Raw genomic sequence first — 20,921 nt, forward strand, 5'->3', positions numbered from 1 at the left:
GCGCTCGTAACGGTTTTTGCCGACATACTTCTACGTCATGCCGAGAAAGTTCACGGCGCATTTCCGGGCCCGGGACACGATCACCGAAAGTAGTTGCATCCACCGGCGGGGTTCATCGTTGAAGTGATGACCGCCTATTGACACACCTTCTTAACAGTTTCAAGCTGAGAGCGCTCTCCGCTGCTCGGCGGCGGTGAGCCAAGGTTCGTCGGCCCGCCCCGAGGGAGTCCCCGTGCGTACCAGGACAAGGCTCGTGCATCTGCTCGCCGCGCTCGCCGTGAGCATTCCGGTCACCGCCACCGCCGCCCGCCCCGCCGAGGCGGCCGGCCCGGCCCTGCTCCCCGTCACCGTCATCAACGACACCGGCCGCGGTGACGCCGTCCACCTCTACGTCATCGGCACCGACCTGAACACCGGCCGGCTCGGCTACGTCAACGCGGCCGGCACGTTCGCGCCGTGGCCGGCCGGGTCGATCCCACCCTCCCCCGCGCCGGACGTCGCGATCAACGGGCCGGGCCCCGGCGGTTCGGCCACCATCCGGTTCCCGCGCGGCTTCTCCGGCCGCGCCTACTTCTCGTTCGGCGAGAAGCTCAGGCTCTTCCTCACCCCGGACGGGTTCGTCCAGCCGGCGCCGTGGAACAGCGGGGACGCCAACCACAACATCCTGTTCGACTGGAGCGAGTTCACCTACAACGACGCGGGACTGTGGCTGAACAGCACGCAGGTGGACATGCTCTCGGTGCCGCACGCGGTCACCGTCACCGGCGCGAACGGTGCCACGAGACGCACCGGCGACCTGGTGGCCAACGGACGCAACGCGGTCTTCGACGCGATCCGGTCCCAGCCCGGATGGGCCAACACGATCAAGACCCGCTCCGACGGTACGGTGCTGCGCGCGCTCGCCCCGGGCAAGGCCGCGGAGGCGGGACTGCTGGACGCCGGCTACCTGGACTCGTACATCACGTCCGCGTGGAACGCGTACACCGCGAGGACGCTGACCGTCGTGCCGTTCGCGGACCGGCCGGCGGTCCGGTACTTCGGGCGCACCACCGGCACCGTCATGCGGTTCACCGACGGCGCCGGTGCGGTGGTGGCCTCGTTCAACAAGCCGTCCTCGGCGTCGGTGTGGGGCTGCGACCGCGACCTGTTCGCCCCGAACGACCAGGTGGTCGGCCCGATCGCCCGGACGCTGTGCGCCGCGCTGAACCGGGGCACGCTGGGCACGATCGACACCCAGCCGTCGACGGACCCGTCCCGGTTCTACCGGAACGCCACGCCGAACCACTACGCGCGGATCATCCACCAGCACATGGTCGACGGCAGGGCGTACGCGTTCGCGTTCGACGACGTCGGCGCGTTCGAGTCACTGGTGCACGACGGCGACCCGCGCGCCGCCTCGATCGTCCTGACCCCGTTCGGCGCCGGCGGTGGCACGCCGCCCCCGGTCGGCGCACCGCTGGTCAGCGACTGGAACGGCAAGTGCGTCGACGTGCCGAACGGCTCGTTCGTGGACGGCGCGCCGCTGCGGATGTGGACCTGCAACGGTTCCGCCGCCCAGCGGTGGACGTTCACCGGCGACACGGTCCGGGCCGGCGACCGGTGCATGGACGTGGCCTCCGGCGCGACCGGCAACGGCGCCCCGATCCAGCTCTACGCCTGCAACGGCACCGGCGCGCAGCGGTTCGTCCTCTCCGCCACCGGCGATCTGGTCAACGTGGCCGCGAACCGGTGCGTCGACATCAGCGAGTGGAACGCCGCCGACGGTGCCCGCCTCCAGCTGTGGGACTGCGCCGGCACCGCGAACCAGAAGTGGCACCGGGGCTGACGCCGCGTGGAGCAGCACCGGCGCGGCCGGTGCTGCTCCGGCGCGCTCAGTAGACGAGGATGCTGTTCGCCGCGAACGAGATGCTCGGGTACTGCCCCTGCGGGGACAGCTGGTAGGACGTGCCGGTGCAGTCGGTGCCGGTGTACAGCTTGGCGGGGCGGGTGCCGGTGTTCGTGCCGGACTTCGCGCGACCGTTGCCCCAGCCGTGCCAGGCGAGGTCGACGCAGGCCGCGACGTCCGGGTTGAGCGACGACACGGTGAACCGGTTGCCGGCGTAGTCGGCCGCGTCCCACAGGCAGACGGTCCGGGTGAACTCGCAGGACGGTGCGGCGGCCGCGGAGGTGGCGGCCGACGCCGTGCCGGGCAGCGCGACCACGGCGGTGGCGATCGCGGCGGTGGCGGCGAGCAGGAGGCGCTTCATGATGGTCCCCGTTCGTGACGGGCGGCCGGCGTCGCGGCCGCGCGGAGAGGGCGCCGGCACCGGTGGCCGCCACGCTCGCGCGGGCCCCGGCCGGTGCACGGTGTCGCCGGCCGAGCCTAACATCAGCGGAAATCGATGCATATTGACGACGGCGCGCTCGCGGAGAAACATGCAGGGTGATCGATGAGCTTCACCGCCGACCACACAGGAGCGTCCCGATGCGTCGTACGCCCGGCCGTGCCATCGCGTTCGCAGCAGCGCTCGTCGTCGTGCTGACTCCCGGGGCGGGGGCCGCCGCTCCCCCGGGAGCCGCCGCCCGCCCGGAGCCCGCGCCGGCGGCCGAGGTGGCCGCGGCCGGCGCCGCCGCACGGGCCGCGACCGCGGCGACCACGCCGGTGGACCCGGCGGGCGGGCCGAGGACGACCGAGGAGCTGTACCGCTACCTCGAGGATCCCGGGCTGGTCGGTGAGGGGCAGCAGCCGCAGCACTCGGACCTGCGGCCGTACCCGGACGCACGCGCCGCGGTAGCGGACCTGACCGACCGCCGCGCCCGGAACCCGCACGTGCTCCCGCTCAACGGGCAGTGGCGGTTGAAGATCCACGACCGGCCGGCGGACGTGCCCGCCGCGTTCCGCACGGACGGCTTCGACGCGTCCGGGTGGCCGGCCGCGACGGTGCCGCACACCTGGCAGTCGGACTTCATCGACCACCCGATGTTCCGCAACATCCCGGAGGAGTTCCCGGACGATCCGCCACGCGTGCCCCGCGACGTCAACCCCACCGGCGCGTACGTGCGCACCGTCGACCTGCCCGCGGACTGGGACGGCGACCGGGTGTTCCTCCGGTTCGAGGGCGTCACCAGCGCGTACCTGATCTGGGTCAACGGCGGCTACGTCGGGTACGACCAGGGCGGCTACACGCCGGCCGAGTTCGACGTCACCGACCGGCTGCGCCCGGGCCGCAACCAGATCGCGGTGCAGGTGCACCGCTGGAGCTCCGGCTCCTACCTGGAGGACGTCGACCAGTGGCGCTTCAGCGGCATCTTCCGGGACGTGTGGCTGTACCGGACCGCGCAGACCCGCCTGCAGGACGCGTACCTCACCACGGACCTGGACGCGGACTACCGCGACGCCACGCTGCACGCCCGCGTCGACGTGGCCGGCCCGGCGGCCGGGCACACCGTCCGAGCCACGCTGCGGGACCCGCGGAACCGGACGGTGGCCACCGCCGACGTGCCGGCCGGCACCGCGCTGACCATGCCGGTGACCGATCCGGCGAAGTGGAGCGCGGAGGAACCGAACCTGTACGCGCTGGTGCTCGAACTGCTCGCCCCGGACGGCACCGCGCTGCACACCACGGCGCAGCCGGTCGGCTTCCGCGAGATCGAGGTGCGCGACCGGCAGATCCTGGTCAACGGGAAACGCATCCTGATCAAGGGGACGAACCGGGCCGAGACGGATCCGGACACCGGCCGCTACAACACGCCGCAGCGCCAGCGCGACGACGTGTTCCTGATGAAACGGCTGCACCTCAACGCGGTCCGCACCTCGCACTACCCGTCCGACCCGTACCTGTACCGGCTGGCCGACCGGCACGGACTGTGGGTGGACGACGAGGTCGACATCGAGACCCACTCGCACGAGACCTGCCCGTCCAACTGCCTGGCCGACCGGCCGGAGTGGCAGGCCGCGTTCGCCGACCGGTTCCAGGCGATGGTGGCCCGGGACAAGAACCATCCGAGCGTCATCTTCTGGGACACCGGCAACGAGGCCGGGCTCGGCGCCGCGCACCACGCGATGGCCGCGTGGGCGGACGCGAACGAGCCGACCAGGCTGCTCTACCACCAGTCGAACAACCCGGACGGGGACGCGCCGTTCGCCGACGTGGACGGCCCGCGCTACCCCACGCCGGCCCGGCTGGAGAACCGGGTCAACTCCTCCACCAAGCCGGTCGTGATGGGCGAGTACGCGCACGCGATGGGCAACGGCCTCGGCAACTTCGACCAGTTCTGGGCGCTGGCCAGGCGTTACCCGCAGATGCAGGGCGGCTTCATCTGGGACTGGGCCGACCAGAACCTGCGACAGCCGCTGATCCTCACGCCGGACTCGTCACCGAACCGGATCCAGGCGTTCGGCGTCGGCAAACCGGAACCGGCGCCCGGCCGGCGCGGCCAGGCGGTGTCGCTGTCCGGCCTGGACGACTTCGTGGACGTGTTCCGGGACCGGCGGCTGGATCTGACCGGCCCGCTCACGCTGGACGCGTGGGTGAAACCGGGCGAGTGGACCGGCAGCTTCCCGATCCTGACCAAGGGGCAGGGCTACGCCCTGCAGATGCGCGACGCCGGCACGCTCGAGTTCGGCGTCGACGCGGGCGGCTGGGCGGCCGTGAGCGCGGCCGTGCCGGACGACTGGTACGGCGCCTGGCACCGGGTCACCGGCGTCTACGACGGCGCGGCGCTGCGGCTCTACATCGACGGCGTCGAGGCGGGCAGCGTGCCGCGCACCGGCCCGGTCGACCCCGGCCTGTTCGAGGTGAACGTCGGCCGTAACGCCGACACCCAGCAGGACAACGACCTGTGGAGCATCCGGCTCGGCCGCGGCCTGGTCGACGACGCCCGGATCTACGGCCGCGCGCTGACCCCGGCGGAGCTGGCCGGTGACCCGGCCGGGCAGGCCGTGCTCGCGCTGAACTTCGACACGTACCAGCGCCGGGGTGACTTCCTCAGCCTCGGCATCAGCCTGTCCGGCACGGACGGCCTGGTCGGCTCCGACCGCTACCTGCAGCCGGAGACCGCGGAGCTGGCGTGGGCGCAGGCCCCGATCCGTTTCACCGCCGCGGATCCGGTCCGCGGCCGGGTGACCGTCCACAACGAACAGCAGGCCGGCGCGTACGAGCTGCGGCTCGACTGGAGCCTGACCGAGCAGGCCCGGACGCTGCGGTCCGGCAGCCGCACGCTGCGCCTGGCGCCCGGCGAGACCGTCGCGCTGGACCTGGGCGCGGCACCGGCGAACCCGGACGACCGGGAGCGGATGCTGAACCTGACCGCGGTCACCACCCGCGACGTCGCCTGGGCCGGGCGGGGCTGGACGATCGGCTACGACCAGTTCTCCGCCGGCGGCCGGGCGGTGCCGGGCATCCTGCCCGCGCCGGTCCGCGGCGCACCGGCCGTGACCACCCGCGGCGACGCGATCACGGTGTCCGGGACCGGCTTCGCCTACCGATTCGACGCCGGCGCGCTCACCTCGATGCGCGCGGACGGACGGGAACTGCTGGCCGGACCGCCCACACTGGACGTGTACCGGCCGCCGACCAGCAACGAGACCTACGACTGGGGCACCGACGACCGGCGGATCTGGCACGACCTCGGCCTGGACCGGTTGCGGACCACGGTCACCGGCGTGCAGACCCGCACCGAGGCGGACGCGGTGGTGGTCGAGGTGCGCAGCACGGTCGACGGGACCGGCATCTCGTTCGCGCAGACGCTGCGCTACCGGATCGACCGCGGCGGAACGGTGACGCTCACCCAGGACGTGGCCGCGACCGGCAGCGGGGTGACCACGCTGCCGTACCTGCCCCGGGTCGGGATCGCACTGCGGCTGCCGGACGAGATGCAGCGGTTCGCCTTCTACGGGCGCGGGCCGCACGAGTCGTACAACGACCGGCGCAGCGCCGCGCGGCTCGGCGTCTACCGCAGCACCGTCGAGCAGGAGTACGTGCGCTACTCCCGGCCGCAGGCCTACGGCAACCACACCGACACGCGTTGGGCGACGCTGCACGACGGCCGGGCCGGACTGCTCGTCGGCGGCGCCCGGGACGTGAGCGTGACACCGTTCGACGACCTGGACCGCGCCGAGTACGACCACCAGCTCCCGCTGGTCCGCAACCGGGGCTGGGTGACGCTGCACGCGCTGGCCGGCGAGACCGGCATGGGCGAGACGCCGAACTCGGTGCTCGACCCGTTCCGGTTGTCACCGTCCCGGCCGTACTCGCACGAGCTGGTGCTGCGCCCGCTGACCCGCGCCGAGGTGCGGGCCGGCGGTGTCCCGGACTCCGACGTCGCGGCACCGTGCGCGCCGGACGTCACGGCCGCCACCGACGGCGCGATCGAGCCCGGCACGCCGGAACGGGTCGAGGTCACCGTGGCCGCCCGGTGCGCGGACGGCCTGCGCACGGCCACGGCCGCGCTCGCCGCACCCGACGGCTGGACGGTCACGCCGGCACAGGCCGACCTCGGCACGGTCGCGGCCGGCAGCCCGGAGACGGCCGCGTTCACGGTCACCGCGCCGCCGGGCACGGACCTCGGCCGGTACGAGCTGACCGCCACGGTGACGTCCGGCAACGCGGCCGGCTACCGCACCGCGGTCACCGCGGTCACCGCGACGGAGGCGCCGCTGCCCGCCGGTTACCAGTGGCTCAGCGACCGGCCGTGGGTGCAGCAGGCCAACGGCTGGGGACCGGTCGAGAAGGACCGCAGCAACGGTGAGCAGGGCCCGGCCGACGGCAACCCGATGAGCATCGGCGGCGTCCGGTACGCGAAGGGCCTCGGCGTGCACGCCTACTCCAGCGTGCTCGTCGACGTCGGCGGCACCTGCACCCGGTTCCGCGCCGATGTCGGCGTCGACGACGAGGCGTCCGGCTCGGTCGAGTTCGAGGTCTGGGCCGACGGCACGCTCCGCGCCCGCAGCGGCACCGTCACCGGTGCGGGCAACGCCGTCCGCCTCGACGTCGACGTCACCGGCGCCCGGCAGCTCGACCTGCGCGTCACCGACGCCGGCAACGGCAACGGCATGGACCACGCCGACTGGGCCGCCGCCCGCCTCGCCTGCGACTGACCGCACGGTGGAACGTCACCGCGGCGCCGGGCCGTCGTCGCTGGGGCGGTGGCCGTAGCGGCGTCGGAAGGCCCGGGCGAAGTGGCCGCTGTCGGCGAACTGCCAGCGGGCGGCGATCTCGCTGATGGTCATGCGGCGGTCCGGGGCGGTCAGGGCCCGCCGGGCGGCGTCCAGGCGGCGGTCGCGGATGTAGGCACCGATCGCCTGGCCGTCGGCGGCGAACGCGCGCTGCAGCGTGCGCACTGAGACGTTGAGTTCCCCGGCCAGCATGGGCGCGCCCAGGTCGGGCTCGGTGAGGCGCCGGTCGGCCAGCTCGCGGGCCGCCTGGGCGAGCAGCGGGGCCGAGCGGGACTCGGCGTCGTCGAAGCGGCCGGTGACCGCGGCGCGGGCCAGCTCGACCAGGGCGGTGCGGGCCGCGCCGGCGCCGTCCGGGCCGAGGTCGCCGAGCACCCGGCCGACCATTCCGGCGTACGTGGTCAGCAGCCGCACCTCCGCGGTGCCGGCCGGGCCTGCGGACGGACGCCGGGACGGGCGGGGCAGCGACCCGGCGGGCAGCACCAGGATCCGGATGCGGGCGCCGGCCGTCGCGGCGAAGTGGGTCAGCCGGCCGGTCTGCACGAGCAGCCGGCCGGCCGGGACAGTGTGCTCGGTGCCACGTGGCTCGCCGACGCGCCACGTGCCGCGACTGACCATCCACAGGCGTACGCAGTCGTCCCGCCCCGCGTGGCCGCCGGCCGTCCGTACCGCGGCATCGGTCTGGAAGTCGTTGTACATCACGTCCTTGAGCCGGAACCCCTGTGTGCGCGCCCGGAACCCGGCGACCGTCTCCGGGCTGAACGGTGCCAGCCGGAACGACCGTCCCATCCGGGCCTGCCACTCGTCCGCGAAGTCGCGGAACGCGGTTACGCCGGCCGTTCTCACCACGATCGACTCGTGCATCGCTGTCGCGAATCTCCGTTCCGGGTTGGCGCGCGGATCCGAGTGCCCGGCACACCGTTCCTGCCATCGTGGCCCGAGCACAGGCTGATGAACGAGGTGACAGACGTGAGCACGATAGCCATCGTGGGTGCGGGCCCGCAGCTGGGCCGCGCGATCGGGCGGCGCTTCGCGGCGGAGGGATTCGACGTCGCGTTGATCGCGCGGACGCGGTCGACGCTGGAGACGATCGCCGGCGACCTGACCGGCGGAGGCCGCCGGGCGGAGGTCTTCCCGGCCGACGTCACCGACCGGGACGCGCTGCGCGACGCGCTGACCGCGGCCGAGCAGCGGCTGGGCCCGATCGACGTGCTCGAGTACTCCCCCGCGCCGACCCCGGCCGACCTGCGGCGCGCGCCGCTGGTGCGGGCGCGCGAGGTCGCCGTGGACGGGGTGCTGGCCGCCCAGCTGGACCTCTATCTGCTCGGCGGCGTGGCCGCGGTCACGCACGTGCTGCCCGGCATGCTGGCGCGCGGCACCGGCACGGTCCTGGTCAGCAGCGGCGCGGGCTCGGGGCCGCTGATCGCGCCGTACGCGGCCAGCGTCCAGATCGCCACCGGCGGGCTGCGCAACTGGATCCTCAACCTGCACGCCGACCTGGCCGGCACCGGCGTGTACGCCGCGCACGTGGCGATCGCCGCGTTCATCGGCCAGGGCGGTCCGGCGTCGGACCCGGCCACGATCGCCGACGCCTACTGGCGGCTGCACGCCACGCGCGCCGACGCGGAGCTGGTCATCGACGATCTCCCGGCGGACTTCCGGGAACGCGGCCTGGCCGACAAGTTCCTGACGGGCTGAACCGAGAACCCGCCTCCCGGCGGGGCGGTGCCACGTGACCCGCGGTTCCGGGCGGAACCGCGGCTCACGGGCCCGGCGTCGGTCAGCGGCCGAACAGTTCGCCCTGTGCGGTCGGCAGGCCGATCGCCTCGCGGAGCGCGAGCTCGCCGGCGGTCGGGGCCCAGCCGCCGATCGCGGCCAGCGCCGCCTCGAACTCGGCCTCGGTGGCCGCTGTCGTGGCCGGCGTCCACGTCTCCGCCAGCCGCGCGTCCTCGGCGGCCATCGCCTCGACCTGCGGTCGCACGGTGTCGAATCCGTTACGGACGATCGGCGTCGTCCGGGAGAGATAGCTCGCGGCAACCTCCCGGGCGGCCTGTCGCCGGGGCCTGAACGAGACCCGCTCGTCGAACGCCCGCGCCGCCGCGAGCCGCGCCTTCTCCACCACGAACAGAAAACGCTGCTGGTCCTCGGTGACGACAGACGGGACGACGTCCACCGTGCGGGTCGGCAGGTCACCGTCGGACGCGAACCAGCAGTAGATGCCGCGCTGCCCGTCCGCCCACTGCCGCTCGGTCGGCACGTACCAGCGGATCTCCGCGTTGACCGGCAGCGTCATCGTGTCGAAGACCTGTCGGTACAGCGTGGACGAGCAACCGGAGCCCTCGTCGGTGAGTTCCTGCGCGGTGGGGTACTCGTCCGGGTAGTGCGCGGGCTCCCAGCCGTTGTGCTCCAGCATTTCCGCGTCGTGCGGAGCGGTGCACGACACCTTCTCCAGGCCGTCCGGCACGAGGCACCGGCCGGGGCGGGACGCCCCGGCCGGGGGTGGAGTCAGGCGACCGTCGCCTCCAGGGTGCCGTCGAGCAGGCCGTCGTTCGTACGGGGCCGGCCGCCGGCGCGGCCGTCACCGATCGCGGTGCGGAGCGTCCCGGACACGGTGATCTCCTTTGGTCAGAGGGGATAGTTCTCGAGCAGCCGCAGCCAGACCTCGCTGACCGTCGGGTACGCGGGGACGGCGTGCCAGAGCCGGTGCAGCGGGACCTCGCCGACGATCGCGATCGTGGCGGCGTGCAGCAGTTCCGCGACGTCCGGGCCGGCGAGCGTGAAGCCCACGATGACGGACCGGTCCTCGTCGACGACCATGCGCGCGTGCCCGCGGTAGCCGTCCGCGTGCAGCGTCGCGCCCGCGACCGCGCCGAGGTCGTAGTCGACGACCCGGGTTCGCAGCCCGGCCTCGGCCGCCGCGGCCGCGGTCAGGCCGACCGAGGCGATCTCCGGGTCGGTGAAGACCACCTGCGGTACGACGCCGGAGTCGACGTGGGTGACCGGCTTGCCGTGCGCGCGGGCGACGATCGCGTCGCCGGCCAGCCGCGCCTGGTACTTGCCCTGGTGGGTGAGCAGCGCGCGCCCGTTGACGTCGCCGACCGCGTAGAGCCACTCGTTGACCCGCATCGTGTCGTCGACGGTCAGGAACTCGCCGTCCTCGGTGTTCGGCGTGCGGCCGGTGGCGACCAGCACCTCGTCCGCCGCGACCACGGTGTCGTCGGCGAGCGTGAGCCGCACGGTGCCGTCGGTGTCCCGGCTCGCGGCGGTGACGGCGGCACCGAGCCGCACGGTCACGCCGGACTCGCGCAGTGACTCCACGACGCGCTCACCGGCGAACGGCTCGAACGTGCCGAGCACCCCGGAGCGGGCCAGCAGCGTCACGGAACTGCCCAGCGCCGCGAACGCGGTGGCCATCTCGGTCGCCACCACGCCGCCGCCGATGATCGCCAGCCGGCCGGGCACCGAGGTGGCGGCGGCCGCCTCCCGGCTGGTCCACGGCGAGACGTCCCGCAGCCCGGGGATGTCCGGGACGAACGCGCGGGTGCCGGTGGCGACGACGACGGCGTGCCGGGCGGTGAGGCGGGCGGTGCCGGTCTCGACGACCCGGTCGGCGACGATCCGCCCGTCGCCCCGGTGCAGCGCGATCCCGGCCTGCTCCAGCCAGGAGACCTGGCCGTCGTCCTTCCAGTGCGCGGCGAACTCGTCCCGGCGGCGCAGCACCGCGGCCGGGTCGAGCTCACCGACCGGCACCCCGGGCACGCCCAGCGCGGCGCGGCGCACCGCCGCGCCGCGCAGCAGTGCCTTGGTGGGCATGCACGCCCAGTAGGAGCATTCGCCGCCGACCAGCTCGCGTTCGATGATCGCGGCGGTCAGGCCGCCCTTGACCGCCCGGTCGGCCACGTTCTCGCCGGCGGGCCCGGCGCCGATCACGACCACGTCGTACGTAAAGGTGTTCATGTCAGGACTTTCGCAGGCGGAACGCGGAGATGAGGAAGTACACGCCGCCGAGCAGCGCGTAACCGGAGAGCGTGACGAGCGTCGGGTTCTCGGCGCCGAGCTGCAGCAGGAACGTGATGCCGACCAGGACGGACTGGCCGCCACTGATGATCATGGGCCACTGACCGCCGAGCGCGCGCCGGCCGAGGGCGACGACGAGCTGGATGGCGCCGGCCGCGACGGCCCACGCGCCCCACACGCCGAGCACGGCCGGGATGCCGGAGGTGACCGCGACGGCGAGGCCCGCGGCGGTGAGCGTGCTGACCGCGACGTTCGCCCAGAGCGTCGGCGTCGGGCCGTTCGCGCGGAGGTCGACGATCGCGGCGGCGACGTCGAACAGCGGGTAGCTCACCAGCAGCGCGATGCTGACCGGGTTGAGGTCGGCGCCGGTGCCGAACAGCAGCGCGGCCCAGGCCAGTGCGAACCCGAATCGGACGAAGTAGAGCTGTCGTAGCGTCACGCGACTCATCCCCAAAGAGGTAGAACGTTCGGTCTCGCAGAACTGTGGCACCGCGGCCGGGAAAATGCAAGACCGAACGTTCTATCCGCTACGATGGCGGGCATGAGGGAACCGAGGACATCCGAAGCGCGCAACCGCCTACTCGCGACCGCGACCCGGATCTTCTACGCCGAGGGCATCCACTCGGTCGGCATCGACCGGATCGTGGCGGAGGCGCAGATCACCCGCGCCACGCTCTACCGGCACTTCCCCGGCAAGGAGGACCTCGTCGTCGCCTACCTGACCGAGGTCGACCAGGCCATCCGGGCGCAGGTGGACAAGGTGGCCGCGGCCGGGCTGCCACCGGTGGAGGCGGCGCGGGCGATCGCGCGCGGCATCGCGGACGACATCCGCTCGCCCGGCTTCCGCGGCTGCGCGTTCCTCAACGCCGCCACGGAGTATCCCGACCCGGCACACCCGGTGCACCGGGTCGTCATGGCACACCGCCGGTGGTTCGCGGACACCGTCGCGGAGCTGCTCGCCGAGCCCGCGGCCAGCCGGTTCGTGCTGCTCCGCGACGGCGCGATGGCCTCCGGCTGCCTGACCGAACCGGCCGCGGTCGGCGAGACGTTCCTGCTCGGCGTGGAGGCGTTGCTGCGCGACCAGGACCGGCCCTAGGGGACCGGTGTCGCACGGCCGGAGCGGCCGTGCGATCCGGCACCGGGCCCGGCCGCGGCGGGTCAGCGGGTGCCGGCCGCGACCCAGATGGTGAGCGTGACCAGGAACGTGCCGTCCGCGGCCGCGCGGTCCAGGTCGGCCAGCCAGCCGGCGGCGCGGTCGGCCATGCCCACGACCTCGAATATCTCCGGGCCGAACGGCATGATCGTCCGGGCCTCGTCCAAGTCCGTGAAGACCAGCGTCACCGCCTCGGTGCGGACCTCGGTCAGGCCGGCCGTGATGAGCCGGCGCCGCAGCGTGCGGCCGGACGGCGGGCTGTCGACCGAACGGGCCCGCGCCTGCAAGTCCGCGAACAGCTCCAGGCCGTTGTCGTGGAAGCGCTCCGGGGAGCCGTCGAACTGCAGCGACTGCCAGTCGGTGTCGATCAGGCACAGCCGGCCGCCGGGCCGCAGCACCCGGGCCATCCCGGCCACCGCCCGGTCCGGGTCGGTGAGATGCTGCAGCACCCGCTCGCTGCGCACCCCGTCGAAGTGCCCGTCCGGGTACGGCAGGTCGTACACGTCGCCCACCTCGTACGTCACCCGGCTGCCGTCGTGCAGCCCGGCGGCCGCGGCGATCGCGTCCGCCGAGTGGTCCACCGCGGTCACCTCGGCGTCCGGCAGCAGCCCGGACAGCTCCCGGGCCACCTCGCCGTTGCCGCAGCCGACGTCGAGCAGGCGGCCGCCGCCGACCGCCCACATCGCCAGGCCGGTCGCCCGCACCCGCCGGATGGCGGACGATCCGGCCGCGGCGGAGAGGTAGTCCCGAAGCTGCGCGCTCTGCGCCGTACCGCTGAAATCCGAGATTGTTTCCATGACGACCAGACGGACCGCGGCCGTCCCGGGTTCGCGCGTGTGACCGATCTGTCCGTTCCGCCCGCATGCTCATCCGGGACCCGGCAGGCCGCGCCGGACGTTCAGCGAGACGCCGGGCGGGCCAGGCCGAGGTCGATCAGGCTCTGGGCGGTGTCGCGCAGCATCTCCGCGGGCGGGCGCATGGTCCAGCCCAGCTCGCCGATCGCCCGCGCGCTGGACAGCGGCTCGGTGCGGCCGACGAAACCGAGGGCCAGGCGGACCGTCGGGTCGACGCGGGCGATGAGCCACATCAGCCAGTACGGCAGGCGGCGGGTCGGGACCCGGAATCCGCGCGGGCCGAACTCGGCGGCCAGCATGCCGGCCATCTCCTCCATCCAGACCTCCGGGCCGGCCAGGATGTAACGGTTGCCCGGCGCCTCCGGGCGCTCCATGGCCAGCCGGTGCCCGGTGGCGACGTCCCGGACGTCGACGAGGCTCCAGCTGAGCCGGGGAACGGCCGGCATGGCGTGGGTGAGCAGCCGTTGCACGCTCTCGACCGAGGTGGTGACGACGGGTCGCTGCAGCGGCCCGACGATCAGGCCGGGGATCAGCACGACCAGCTCGAACCGGCGCTGCGCGGGCAGCCCGGCGTGGAACTCCCAGGCGGCGAGCTCGGCGAGGGCCTTGCTGCGGCCGTACGGCGCGGTCCGCTCGACGATCGCCCAGTCGTCCTCGGTGTACGGCCGGGACACCGGCCCGGTGTGCCCCCCGGTGACCGACAGCGACGATCCGGTCAGGACCACCCGGCGGACGGTACCGCTCGCGGCCGCGGCGCGCAGCACGCGCAGGGTGCCGTCGACCGCGGGGCGGATCAGGTCGTTCTCGTCGCGCGGCACGGTGGGCGGGTTCGGTGAGGCGGTGTGCAGCACGGCGGTGCAGCCGGCGACCGCCTCCGGCCAGCCCTCGTCGCGGTCGAGCTCCGCGGCCACGAACTCGAGGCGCCCGCCGAGCGCGGTGGCCAGCGCGGTCAGGTGGGCGACCTTCCCGGTCTGCGCGAGGTCCCGGACCGTGCCCCGCACGGCGTACCCGTGCCGGAGCAGGTCCTCGATGAGGTGCCCGGCCAGAAAGCCGGTGGCACCGGTGACCAGTACGGTCATAAACGCCTCCACGTGCGGAAATTTTAGTTCCGTTCGGTACGGAACAGAAGGTAGCACTTCCGTGCCGAGTGGAACAGAAGGGCTACCATCACCGGGTGGACGACATGCGGAAGGCACCGATCGGCCGGCCTCGCGGGTTCGACGCGGACGCCGCGCTGGAGCGGGCGATGGTGGTCTTCTGGCGGGAGGGCTACGACGGGGTGAGCCTCAGCGAGCTCGCCCGGGCCATGGGCATCACCAAGACCAGCCTGTACGCCGCGTTCGGCGGCAAGGAGGACCTGTTCCGGCGGGCCCTGGAACGCTACGCCGAGGGCCCGGCCTCGTACGCGGCCCGCGCGCTGACCGCACCGACCGCGCGGGACGTCGCCCACGCGTACCTCACCGGCGCGGTGCGGGCCTCCACCCAGCCGGACTGTCCCGCGGGATGCCTCGGCGTGCAGGGCTTCCTCGCGGCCGGCCACCTCGGCGCCGGCGCCCGCGCCGCCCTGTTCGCCTGGCAGGACGAGAACCGCGCCCGCCTGCGCGACCGCTTCCGGCGCGCGGCCGACGACGGCGACCTGCCGGCCGGCACCGACCCGGACACGCTGGCCGGCTACCTCGTCACGCTGGCCAACGGCATCGCCGTGCAGGCCGCCGGCGGCACCGGCCGCGACGACCTGCAGCGCTTGGCCGACACCGTGCTGCGGGTGTTCCCGCCGTTCTAGGGCGGGGGCGGCTACCTGCTCTCGGTCAGCGGCTCCAGCGGTACGCCGGGGTGGCGGGCGGCGACCGAGCGCAGCCGGTACTGATTCGGGAACAGCGCCAGCAGCGCGTCGTCCTGGGTGCGGCGGAGCACCTCGACGCCGGCCTCGGACTGCAGCTCGTCGCGGCCCTCCAGCGTGGTGCGCACGGCGAACTCGTACGGCAGCCGGTCGAGCGTGGTGCGGACGCCGAACTCGGCGGCGAGCCGGTGCGTGGCCACCTCGAACTGCATCGTGCCGACCGCGGCCAGCACCGGGGCCTGCTCGCCGCGCAGCTCGGAGCGCAGCACCTGGACCACACCCTCGGCGTCGAGCTGCTCGATGCCGCGGCGGAAGCGCTTGAACGTGGAGGAGTCGACCGCGCGCACCACGGCGAAGTGCTCCGGCGGGAACGCCGGCAGCGCGGGGAAGCGCACCTTCGGACCGGTGTGCAGCGTGTCGCCGATGCCGAGCGCGGTCGCGTTGACCAGGCCGATCACGTCGCCCGGGTACGCCTCGTCGAGCGTGTCCCGGTCCCGGCCGAAGATCTGCTGCGCGTACTTCGTGGTGAACGGCCGGCCGGTGGTGCCGTGCGTGACGATCATGCCGCGGGTGAACCGGCCGGAGCAGACCCGCACGAACGCCACCTGGTCGCGGTGCGACGGGTCCATGTTCGCCTGGATCTTGAAGACGAAGCCGGAGAAGTCGGAGTCCAGCGGCCGGCTGCCGCCGTCCGTGGTGGGCCGGGCGGCCGGCGCCGGGGCCAGCTCGACCAGGACGTCCAGCAACTGCCGCACGCCGATGTTGGTCACCGCGGCACCGAACAGCACCGGCGTGCTGCGCGCGGCCTGGAAGCTCTCCTCGTCGTGCTCGGCGCCGGAGAGCGTGAGCAGCTCCAGCTCCTCGATCGCGCCGGCCCAGTCCGCACCGTACCGTCGCGACGCCTCGTCCGCGTCGAGGTGTTCCTCGAGGGCGATCCCGGCGCCGCCCGGGGCACGCTCGAACCGGATCATGCCGCCGGCGTCGCGGTCGACCAGCCCGTGGAAGTGCCCGGCCACACCGACCGGCCAGTTCAGCGGCGTCGGCGTGAGCTGGATGCGGCTCTCGATCTCGTCGAGCAGCGCGAGCGCGTCGTGGCCGGGCCGGTCCCACTTGTTGATGAACGTGATCACCGGGATCTGCCGCTGCCGGCAGACCTCGAACAGCTTGAGCGTCTGCGGCTCCAGGCCCTTGGCCGCGTCGAGCAGCATGACCGCGCAGTCGACCGCGGTCAGCACCCGGTAGGTGTCCTCGGAGAAGTCGGCGTGGCCGGGCGTGTCCAGCAGGTTCACCACCACGTCGCGGTAGGCGAACTGCAGGGCCGCGGAGGTGATCGAGATGCCGCGGTCGCGCTCCATCGCCATCCAGTCCGACACCGTGCCGCGCCGCTCGCCCTTGCCGTGCACGGCGCCGGCCTGCCCGATCACCCGCGCGTGCAGCGCCAGCGCCTCGGTCAGCGTCGACTTGCCGGCGTCCGGATGGGAGATGACGGCGAACGTCCTGCGCCGGGCCGCCTCCCGCACGACCTCACGCGAGGTGACCGACACCGGGGCACTCAACTCATCGACCTCTTCCGCGGTTCGCACGTCACGACAACCCGATCACCGTATCGCCACCCGCCCGGCGCGGCGCAACAGCGTACCCGCCTCGATGTTCGCGCTGCCGAAAGCCTTCGAAAGTTTCGGTCTTCAATGATCAATGGTTCCGGCGAGCAGACCAACACAATCGCCCCGGCCATGGGAATCATGCACATTGCTTCCGGAGTATTACCGAAAATTCTTGCCAAGGTTACGAGTGTGATCCTACGATTGCCGTCGATGGACATAAACGTCCGTCGATGAGGAGGATGAAGGGACATGAACGACAGCTCCCCCGCACCGAGGGGTCGCCGTGGCCGCATCCGGATGTTTCTCGGCGCCGCCTGCGCCGCGGTGGTCGCGATCTCCGGCCTGACCCTGGCGGGCACCGCGCACGCCGAGGCCGACCGGACGGTCAGCTCGAACCAGACCGGCACGCACAACGGCTACTTCTTCTCGTTCTGGAAGGACAGCGGCAACGCCAGCATGACGTTGCGCGCCGACGGGCGGTACTCCAGCAGCTGGGACCGCAGCACCAACAACTGGGTCGGCGGCAAGGGCTGGGCCACCGGCAGCCGCCGGACGGTCACCTACTCGGGCACCTACAACCCGGGGAACAACAACACCTACCTCGCACTGTACGGATGGACGCGCAACCCGCTCATCGAGTACTACGTGGTGGAGAACTTCGGCAGCTTCAACCCGAGCAGCGGCGCGACCCGGTTCGGCACCGTCACCACCGACGGCGGCACGTACGACATCCTGCGCAGCCAGCGGGTCAACCAGCCCTGCATCGACGGCGACCGCTGCACGTTCTACCAGTTCTGGAGCGTCCGCCAGCAGAAGCGCAGCAGCGGCACGATCACCACGGCGAACCACTTCGACGCCTGGGCCCGCGCCGGCCTGACCCTGGGGACGAACCACAGCTACCAGATCATGGCGACCGAGGGTTACCAGAGCCAGGGCAGCTCCGACATCACGGTCCGCGAGGGCAGCGGTGGCGGCAACCCCACCGCCGGACCGACCACCGGCAACCCGGGCGGCGGCGGCAACTGCACCGCGACGCTCTCGGCCGGCGACCAGTTCGGTGACCGGTTCAACCTCAACGTCGCGGTCAGCAACGCCAGCGACTGGACCGTCACGCTCGCCCTCAACGGCGGGCAGAGCATCCAGAACAGCTGGAACGCCGCGGTCACCGGCACCACCGGCACCGTCACCGCCCGGCCCAACGGCAACGGCAACAACTTCGGTGTGACGATCATGGCCAACGGCAACTGGAACTGGCCGACCATTACCTGCCGCACCGGCTGACCCACCACACCGGGCGGCGGCACGCGGCCGGGAGGACCTGTTCGGTCCTCCCGGCCGTGTCATTGCGCGATCCCTCGCGGCCGGGTCATCCCGCGATGATCCGAGCGACCCGGGCCGGGTCGGCGAGGTGCGGGAAGTGGCCGCCCGGCACGACCGTGACCGCCGCGCCCGGTGCGTGCGCGCGCAGCCAGGACAGGTAGCGCTCGGACGGCTCACGGCCGGTCACCCAGTGGTATCCGGCCCCGCGGGCCGTGATCGTGCGCAGCCGCGCGGCCGCCTCCGCCTCGATCTCCTCCGCCGGCCGTTCGATGATCTCGGACCAGTAGCCGAGCAGCAGGTCCGGGCGCGGATCGGTGGCCGTTTCGACCAGCGTGCGGGCCGCGTCCGGCAGCGACTCGATGCCCATGCCGGCCAGCATCCGGTCCCAGACCGTCCGCCAGTGCGGGCCGCGCAGCACCGGCACGGCCTCCCGGACCGCCGTGCCGAACGGGCCGACCAGCAGCACCTGGTCGACGTTGACGACGCGGGACACCGGGTGGACGGCGGCGTACGCGGTCGCGACGACCGCGCCGAGCGAGTGCCCGGCGACCACCGGCCGCACCAGCCCGGCCGCCTCGGCCCGCGCGTGGATCACCTCGACGACCTCGCTCAGCGAGTACGACGCCCGGCGTGGCGCGGTGCCGTGGCCGGGCAGGTCCGGTGCGAGGACGCGGTGGCCCGGCGCGAGCTCGGCGCGTACCGGGTCCCAGGTGCGGTGGTCGTAGGTCAGGCCGTGCAGCAGCAGCAGATCGGTCACGTACCGGAACGCGTTCCCCCGGGTGGAACGAATCGTTCGTCGCGCCGGTCACACCCGCCAGCGCGCCGGGCCGCCCGGTCCCGGCTGGTAACGCAGCCGGGCGCCGGTCCGCAGCGAGGCGCGCAGGTGCAGCGCGACGAGCGGCGCGGCGGCGTCCAGGCGGGTGAGCACGGTGGACAGCGCCCGGGTGGCGTTGATCCGGGCGCGTTCGGCCTCCGCGCCGTGCCGCCGGGGCCGGCCGCCGGCACCGGTCGCGGCACGCAGGTGCGCCAACAGCGCGGTCCGCTCGCGCGTCAGGTCCGCGCCCCCGGCCACGTCGCCGGTGCGGTCGGCCGCGTCCAGCCGGGCGTCCAGCTCCGCGAGCCGGCGCCGGTAGGCGGCACGCGCGGCCGCGTCCAGCAGCGGGCCGGCCGGCGCGGCACGCAGCCCGGCACCACCGGCGACCAGGTCAAGAGCCTCGATCTCCTGCCCGGGTACGGCGAGGAGCGCGCGCAGATAGTGCAGGCCACGCACGTCACGGAGCCGGACGGGGTCCGCACCGGCCGCGAGGATCCAGTCGTCGCCGTCGCGGTACAGCCGCCACTCCGCACCGTCCGGCGCGGGCTCCGGCGGCCTCACCCGTCTCTCCCCCGCTGCTAGCTCCTCCGCCGCGGTGGGCGCTTCCACCGCGGCGGGTTCTTCCGTCGCGGCCGGTTCCTCCGTCGCGGCCGGTTCCTCCGTCGCGGCCGGTTCCTCCGTCGTCGCCGGACCGGGCGCCGGTGCGGGGTTCGCGTACCGTGGCGGCTCCGGGCCTGTGCGGGGTTCGGTCGCCGTCGCGGGTTCCGGCCGCTCGTCGAGTGTCATGCCGAGGCGGGCCGCGACGGATCGGGCCCGGTCCCGGTCGCCGGGGCGCTGCCGGGCGTGCAGCGTGACGGCGAGCCAGGCCAGCGCACCCAGCCTCGTCTCCTGCGCCACCGCCCGGTCGAAGTGGTCGAGGGCCTCGGCCACCCGCCCGAGCCGCCGGGCGAGACGCCCGAGCAGGTCGTCGACCGGCCCGGTGATCGTGTTCGCGCACCCCCAGACGACCAGCCGCCCCCGGTAGGGCAGCAGCGCCTCGTAGAGTGCCCGCACCGCCTCCGCCGGCCCGCCGCGCGCCGCCGTGAACGCCAGGTCCGCGACCGCGCCGAGCCAGCGCGGCCCGGTCCCGGCCAGCACCGCGGGCAGCAGCCGCTCCAGTTCCAGCAGGGCCTCGTCGTCGCGGCCGGCCGCGACCAGCGCCCGCGCGACCGTGGCGCCGAAGAAGTGGCCGGGCAGCTGCCGGGCCAGCTCGCGCAGCGGCGCGATCTCCGGCTCGGGCCGCCCGCGCAGCATCGCCAGCTGGCCGCGCAGCGACGCGGTCAGCCGGTCGGTGTCGGCCAGGCCCGCCCGGCGGCCGGCCACCTCCACCTCGCCGGTGAGCCGCGCGGCGAGCGCCAGCTCGCCCCGGGCCAGCGCGAACACGGCCTGCCGGGACAGCACGACCGCCGCGGCCGCCGCGTCGCCGAGCAGCTCACCGGTCCGGCCGTAGGTGACCAGCGCCGCCTCCGCCGCGTCCAGGTCGCCCAGCTCGGCCAGCGCCGTGAACCGCCACAGCAGCCCGCGCAGCTCGATCTCCGCGTCCCCGGCCGCGCGAGCCAGCGTGACGATCTCCGCCGCGGACGCCAGCCGGTCCTCGGCCGCGGCCGGATCCCACAGCGCGTGCAGCCGCCCGTCGAGTGCCCGCGCCAGCGCGCGTTCGTCGCCGTGACCGCGGGCCAGCGCCACGGCCTCGTCCACCAGCGCCTCGCGACGGCCGGTGCTGCTGGGGTCGCCGAGCAGCTCGCGGGCCAGCCGGATGAGCACCCGGGCCCGGTCGGCGGCGGGCAGCGGCCGGGCGGCGGCGGTCTCCAGCAGCCGGATCAGCGCGACGTCCGGGATCAGGAACCCGGTCCGCGACGGCACCCGCAACGCCAGCTCCGCCACCGGGTCACCGGTGCCGTCGCCGACGGTGGCCGCCAGCTCCCGCGCCGGCCCCGGGCGGCCGCCGGTGACCAGCCAGATCGCGTGCACGACCGCGCGGTCGACGCCGGGCAGCAGCGCGCCGAGCCGGTCGACGGACAGCGGGGCGCTCTGCACGAGCCAAGCGTAGGGGACCCGGCCGCGACGACGGTTCCGGTCCGCGCGGGACCGGAACCGTCGCGGGCGGCGACGTCAGCGGTGGAGGCC

Annotated in this window: 16 protein-coding genes; 6 read left to right on the forward strand and 10 right to left on the reverse strand. The window is 73.8% G+C overall.

What is annotated here, in order from left to right; translation table 11 throughout:
* Nucleotides 1-232: 232 nt before the first annotated feature.
* Nucleotides 233-1,825, forward strand: coding sequence for a glycoside hydrolase family 64 protein (locus J2S44_RS03660; protein ID WP_310409006.1), 1,593 nt, complete (start codon nucleotides 233-235; stop codon nucleotides 1,823-1,825).
* 46 nt (nucleotides 1,826-1,871) lie between these two features.
* Here J2S44_RS03660 and J2S44_RS03665 read toward each other — a convergent pair whose 3' ends face one another.
* Entirely contained in the window at nucleotides 1,872-2,246 is a 375-nt protein-coding gene (locus J2S44_RS03665; protein ID WP_310409008.1) for a peptidase inhibitor family I36 protein, read from the reverse strand.
* A 218-nt stretch (nucleotides 2,247-2,464) separates the two neighbouring features.
* On the opposite strand from J2S44_RS03665, the gene J2S44_RS03670 reads away from it, so the two are divergent.
* Entirely contained in the window at nucleotides 2,465-7,078 is a 4,614-nt protein-coding gene (locus tag J2S44_RS03670; RefSeq protein ID WP_310409009.1) for a glycoside hydrolase family 2 TIM barrel-domain containing protein, read from the forward strand.
* Between the two features lie 15 nt (nucleotides 7,079-7,093).
* Here the strand turns inward: J2S44_RS03670 and J2S44_RS03675 are convergent, their stop codons facing one another.
* Nucleotides 7,094-8,017 (reverse strand): helix-turn-helix domain-containing protein, encoded by a 924-nt coding sequence (locus J2S44_RS03675; protein WP_310409010.1) that lies wholly within the window; start codon nucleotides 8,015-8,017, stop codon nucleotides 7,094-7,096.
* A gap of 105 nt (nucleotides 8,018-8,122) precedes the next feature.
* Here J2S44_RS03675 and J2S44_RS03680 point away from each other — a divergent pair, with 105 nt between their 5' ends.
* Nucleotides 8,123-8,851, forward strand: a complete 729-nt coding sequence (locus J2S44_RS03680; protein ID WP_310409012.1) for an SDR family NAD(P)-dependent oxidoreductase — start codon at nucleotides 8,123-8,125, stop codon at nucleotides 8,849-8,851.
* Between the two features lie 82 nt (nucleotides 8,852-8,933).
* Here J2S44_RS03680 and J2S44_RS03685 read toward each other — a convergent pair whose 3' ends face one another.
* The 3 genes from J2S44_RS03685 to J2S44_RS03695 form a co-directional block, all read right to left on the reverse strand.
* A complete protein-coding gene (locus J2S44_RS03685; protein ID WP_310409013.1) occupies nucleotides 8,934-9,617 on the reverse strand; it encodes a hypothetical protein in 684 nt (227 codons plus the stop codon).
* Nucleotides 9,618-9,778: 161 nt separating this feature from the next.
* Nucleotides 9,779-11,110: a dihydrolipoyl dehydrogenase family protein gene (locus J2S44_RS03690; protein WP_310409014.1), complete on the reverse strand. Its 1,332-nt coding sequence runs from the start codon at nucleotides 11,108-11,110 to the stop codon at nucleotides 9,779-9,781.
* Nucleotide 11,111: 1 nt separating this feature from the next.
* Complete coding sequence (locus tag J2S44_RS03695) at nucleotides 11,112-11,618, reverse strand: hypothetical protein (protein WP_310409016.1); 507 nt, start codon at nucleotides 11,616-11,618, stop codon at nucleotides 11,112-11,114.
* A 93-nt stretch (nucleotides 11,619-11,711) separates the two neighbouring features.
* On the opposite strand from J2S44_RS03695, the gene J2S44_RS03700 reads away from it, so the two are divergent.
* Entirely contained in the window at nucleotides 11,712-12,266 is a 555-nt protein-coding gene (locus tag J2S44_RS03700) for a TetR/AcrR family transcriptional regulator (protein ID WP_310409018.1), read from the forward strand.
* Between the two features lie 62 nt (nucleotides 12,267-12,328).
* Here the strand turns inward: J2S44_RS03700 and J2S44_RS03705 are convergent, their stop codons facing one another.
* Complete coding sequence (locus J2S44_RS03705) at nucleotides 12,329-13,120, reverse strand: methyltransferase domain-containing protein (protein WP_310409020.1); 792 nt, start codon at nucleotides 13,118-13,120, stop codon at nucleotides 12,329-12,331.
* A gap of 101 nt (nucleotides 13,121-13,221) precedes the next feature.
* Nucleotides 13,222-14,256 (reverse strand): NAD-dependent epimerase/dehydratase family protein, encoded by a 1,035-nt coding sequence (locus J2S44_RS03710; RefSeq protein WP_310409022.1) that lies wholly within the window; start codon nucleotides 14,254-14,256, stop codon nucleotides 13,222-13,224.
* Between the two features lie 104 nt (nucleotides 14,257-14,360).
* Between J2S44_RS03710 and J2S44_RS03715 the strand changes: the two genes are divergently transcribed.
* Entirely contained in the window at nucleotides 14,361-14,960 is a 600-nt protein-coding gene (locus tag J2S44_RS03715; protein WP_310429469.1) for a TetR/AcrR family transcriptional regulator, read from the forward strand.
* Between the two features lie 11 nt (nucleotides 14,961-14,971).
* On the opposite strand, the gene J2S44_RS03720 is transcribed toward J2S44_RS03715, so the two are convergent.
* Nucleotides 14,972-16,561, reverse strand: a complete 1,590-nt coding sequence (locus J2S44_RS03720) for a peptide chain release factor 3 (RefSeq protein ID WP_310409023.1) — start codon at nucleotides 16,559-16,561, stop codon at nucleotides 14,972-14,974.
* A 309-nt stretch (nucleotides 16,562-16,870) separates the two neighbouring features.
* On the opposite strand from J2S44_RS03720, the gene J2S44_RS03725 reads away from it, so the two are divergent.
* Nucleotides 16,871-17,902 carry a glycoside hydrolase family 11 protein gene (locus J2S44_RS03725; RefSeq protein WP_310409025.1) on the forward strand — a complete coding sequence of 344 codons (1,032 nt, stop codon included), beginning with the start codon at nucleotides 16,871-16,873 and terminating at the stop codon, nucleotides 17,900-17,902.
* A gap of 85 nt (nucleotides 17,903-17,987) precedes the next feature.
* Here the strand turns inward: J2S44_RS03725 and J2S44_RS03730 are convergent, their stop codons facing one another.
* Together J2S44_RS03730 and J2S44_RS03735 are read right to left on the reverse strand one after the other, a co-directional pair.
* Nucleotides 17,988-18,698, reverse strand: coding sequence for an alpha/beta fold hydrolase (locus J2S44_RS03730; RefSeq protein ID WP_310409027.1), 711 nt, complete (start codon nucleotides 18,696-18,698; stop codon nucleotides 17,988-17,990).
* Nucleotides 18,699-18,746: 48 nt separating this feature from the next.
* Nucleotides 18,747-20,831 (reverse strand): hypothetical protein, encoded by a 2,085-nt coding sequence (locus J2S44_RS03735; RefSeq protein WP_310409029.1) that lies wholly within the window; start codon nucleotides 20,829-20,831, stop codon nucleotides 18,747-18,749.
* Nucleotides 20,832-20,921 lie beyond the last annotated feature (90 nt).

The sequence above is a fragment of the Catenuloplanes niger genome (assembly GCF_031458255.1).
Lineage (GTDB): Bacteria > Actinomycetota > Actinomycetes > Mycobacteriales > Micromonosporaceae > Catenuloplanes > Catenuloplanes niger.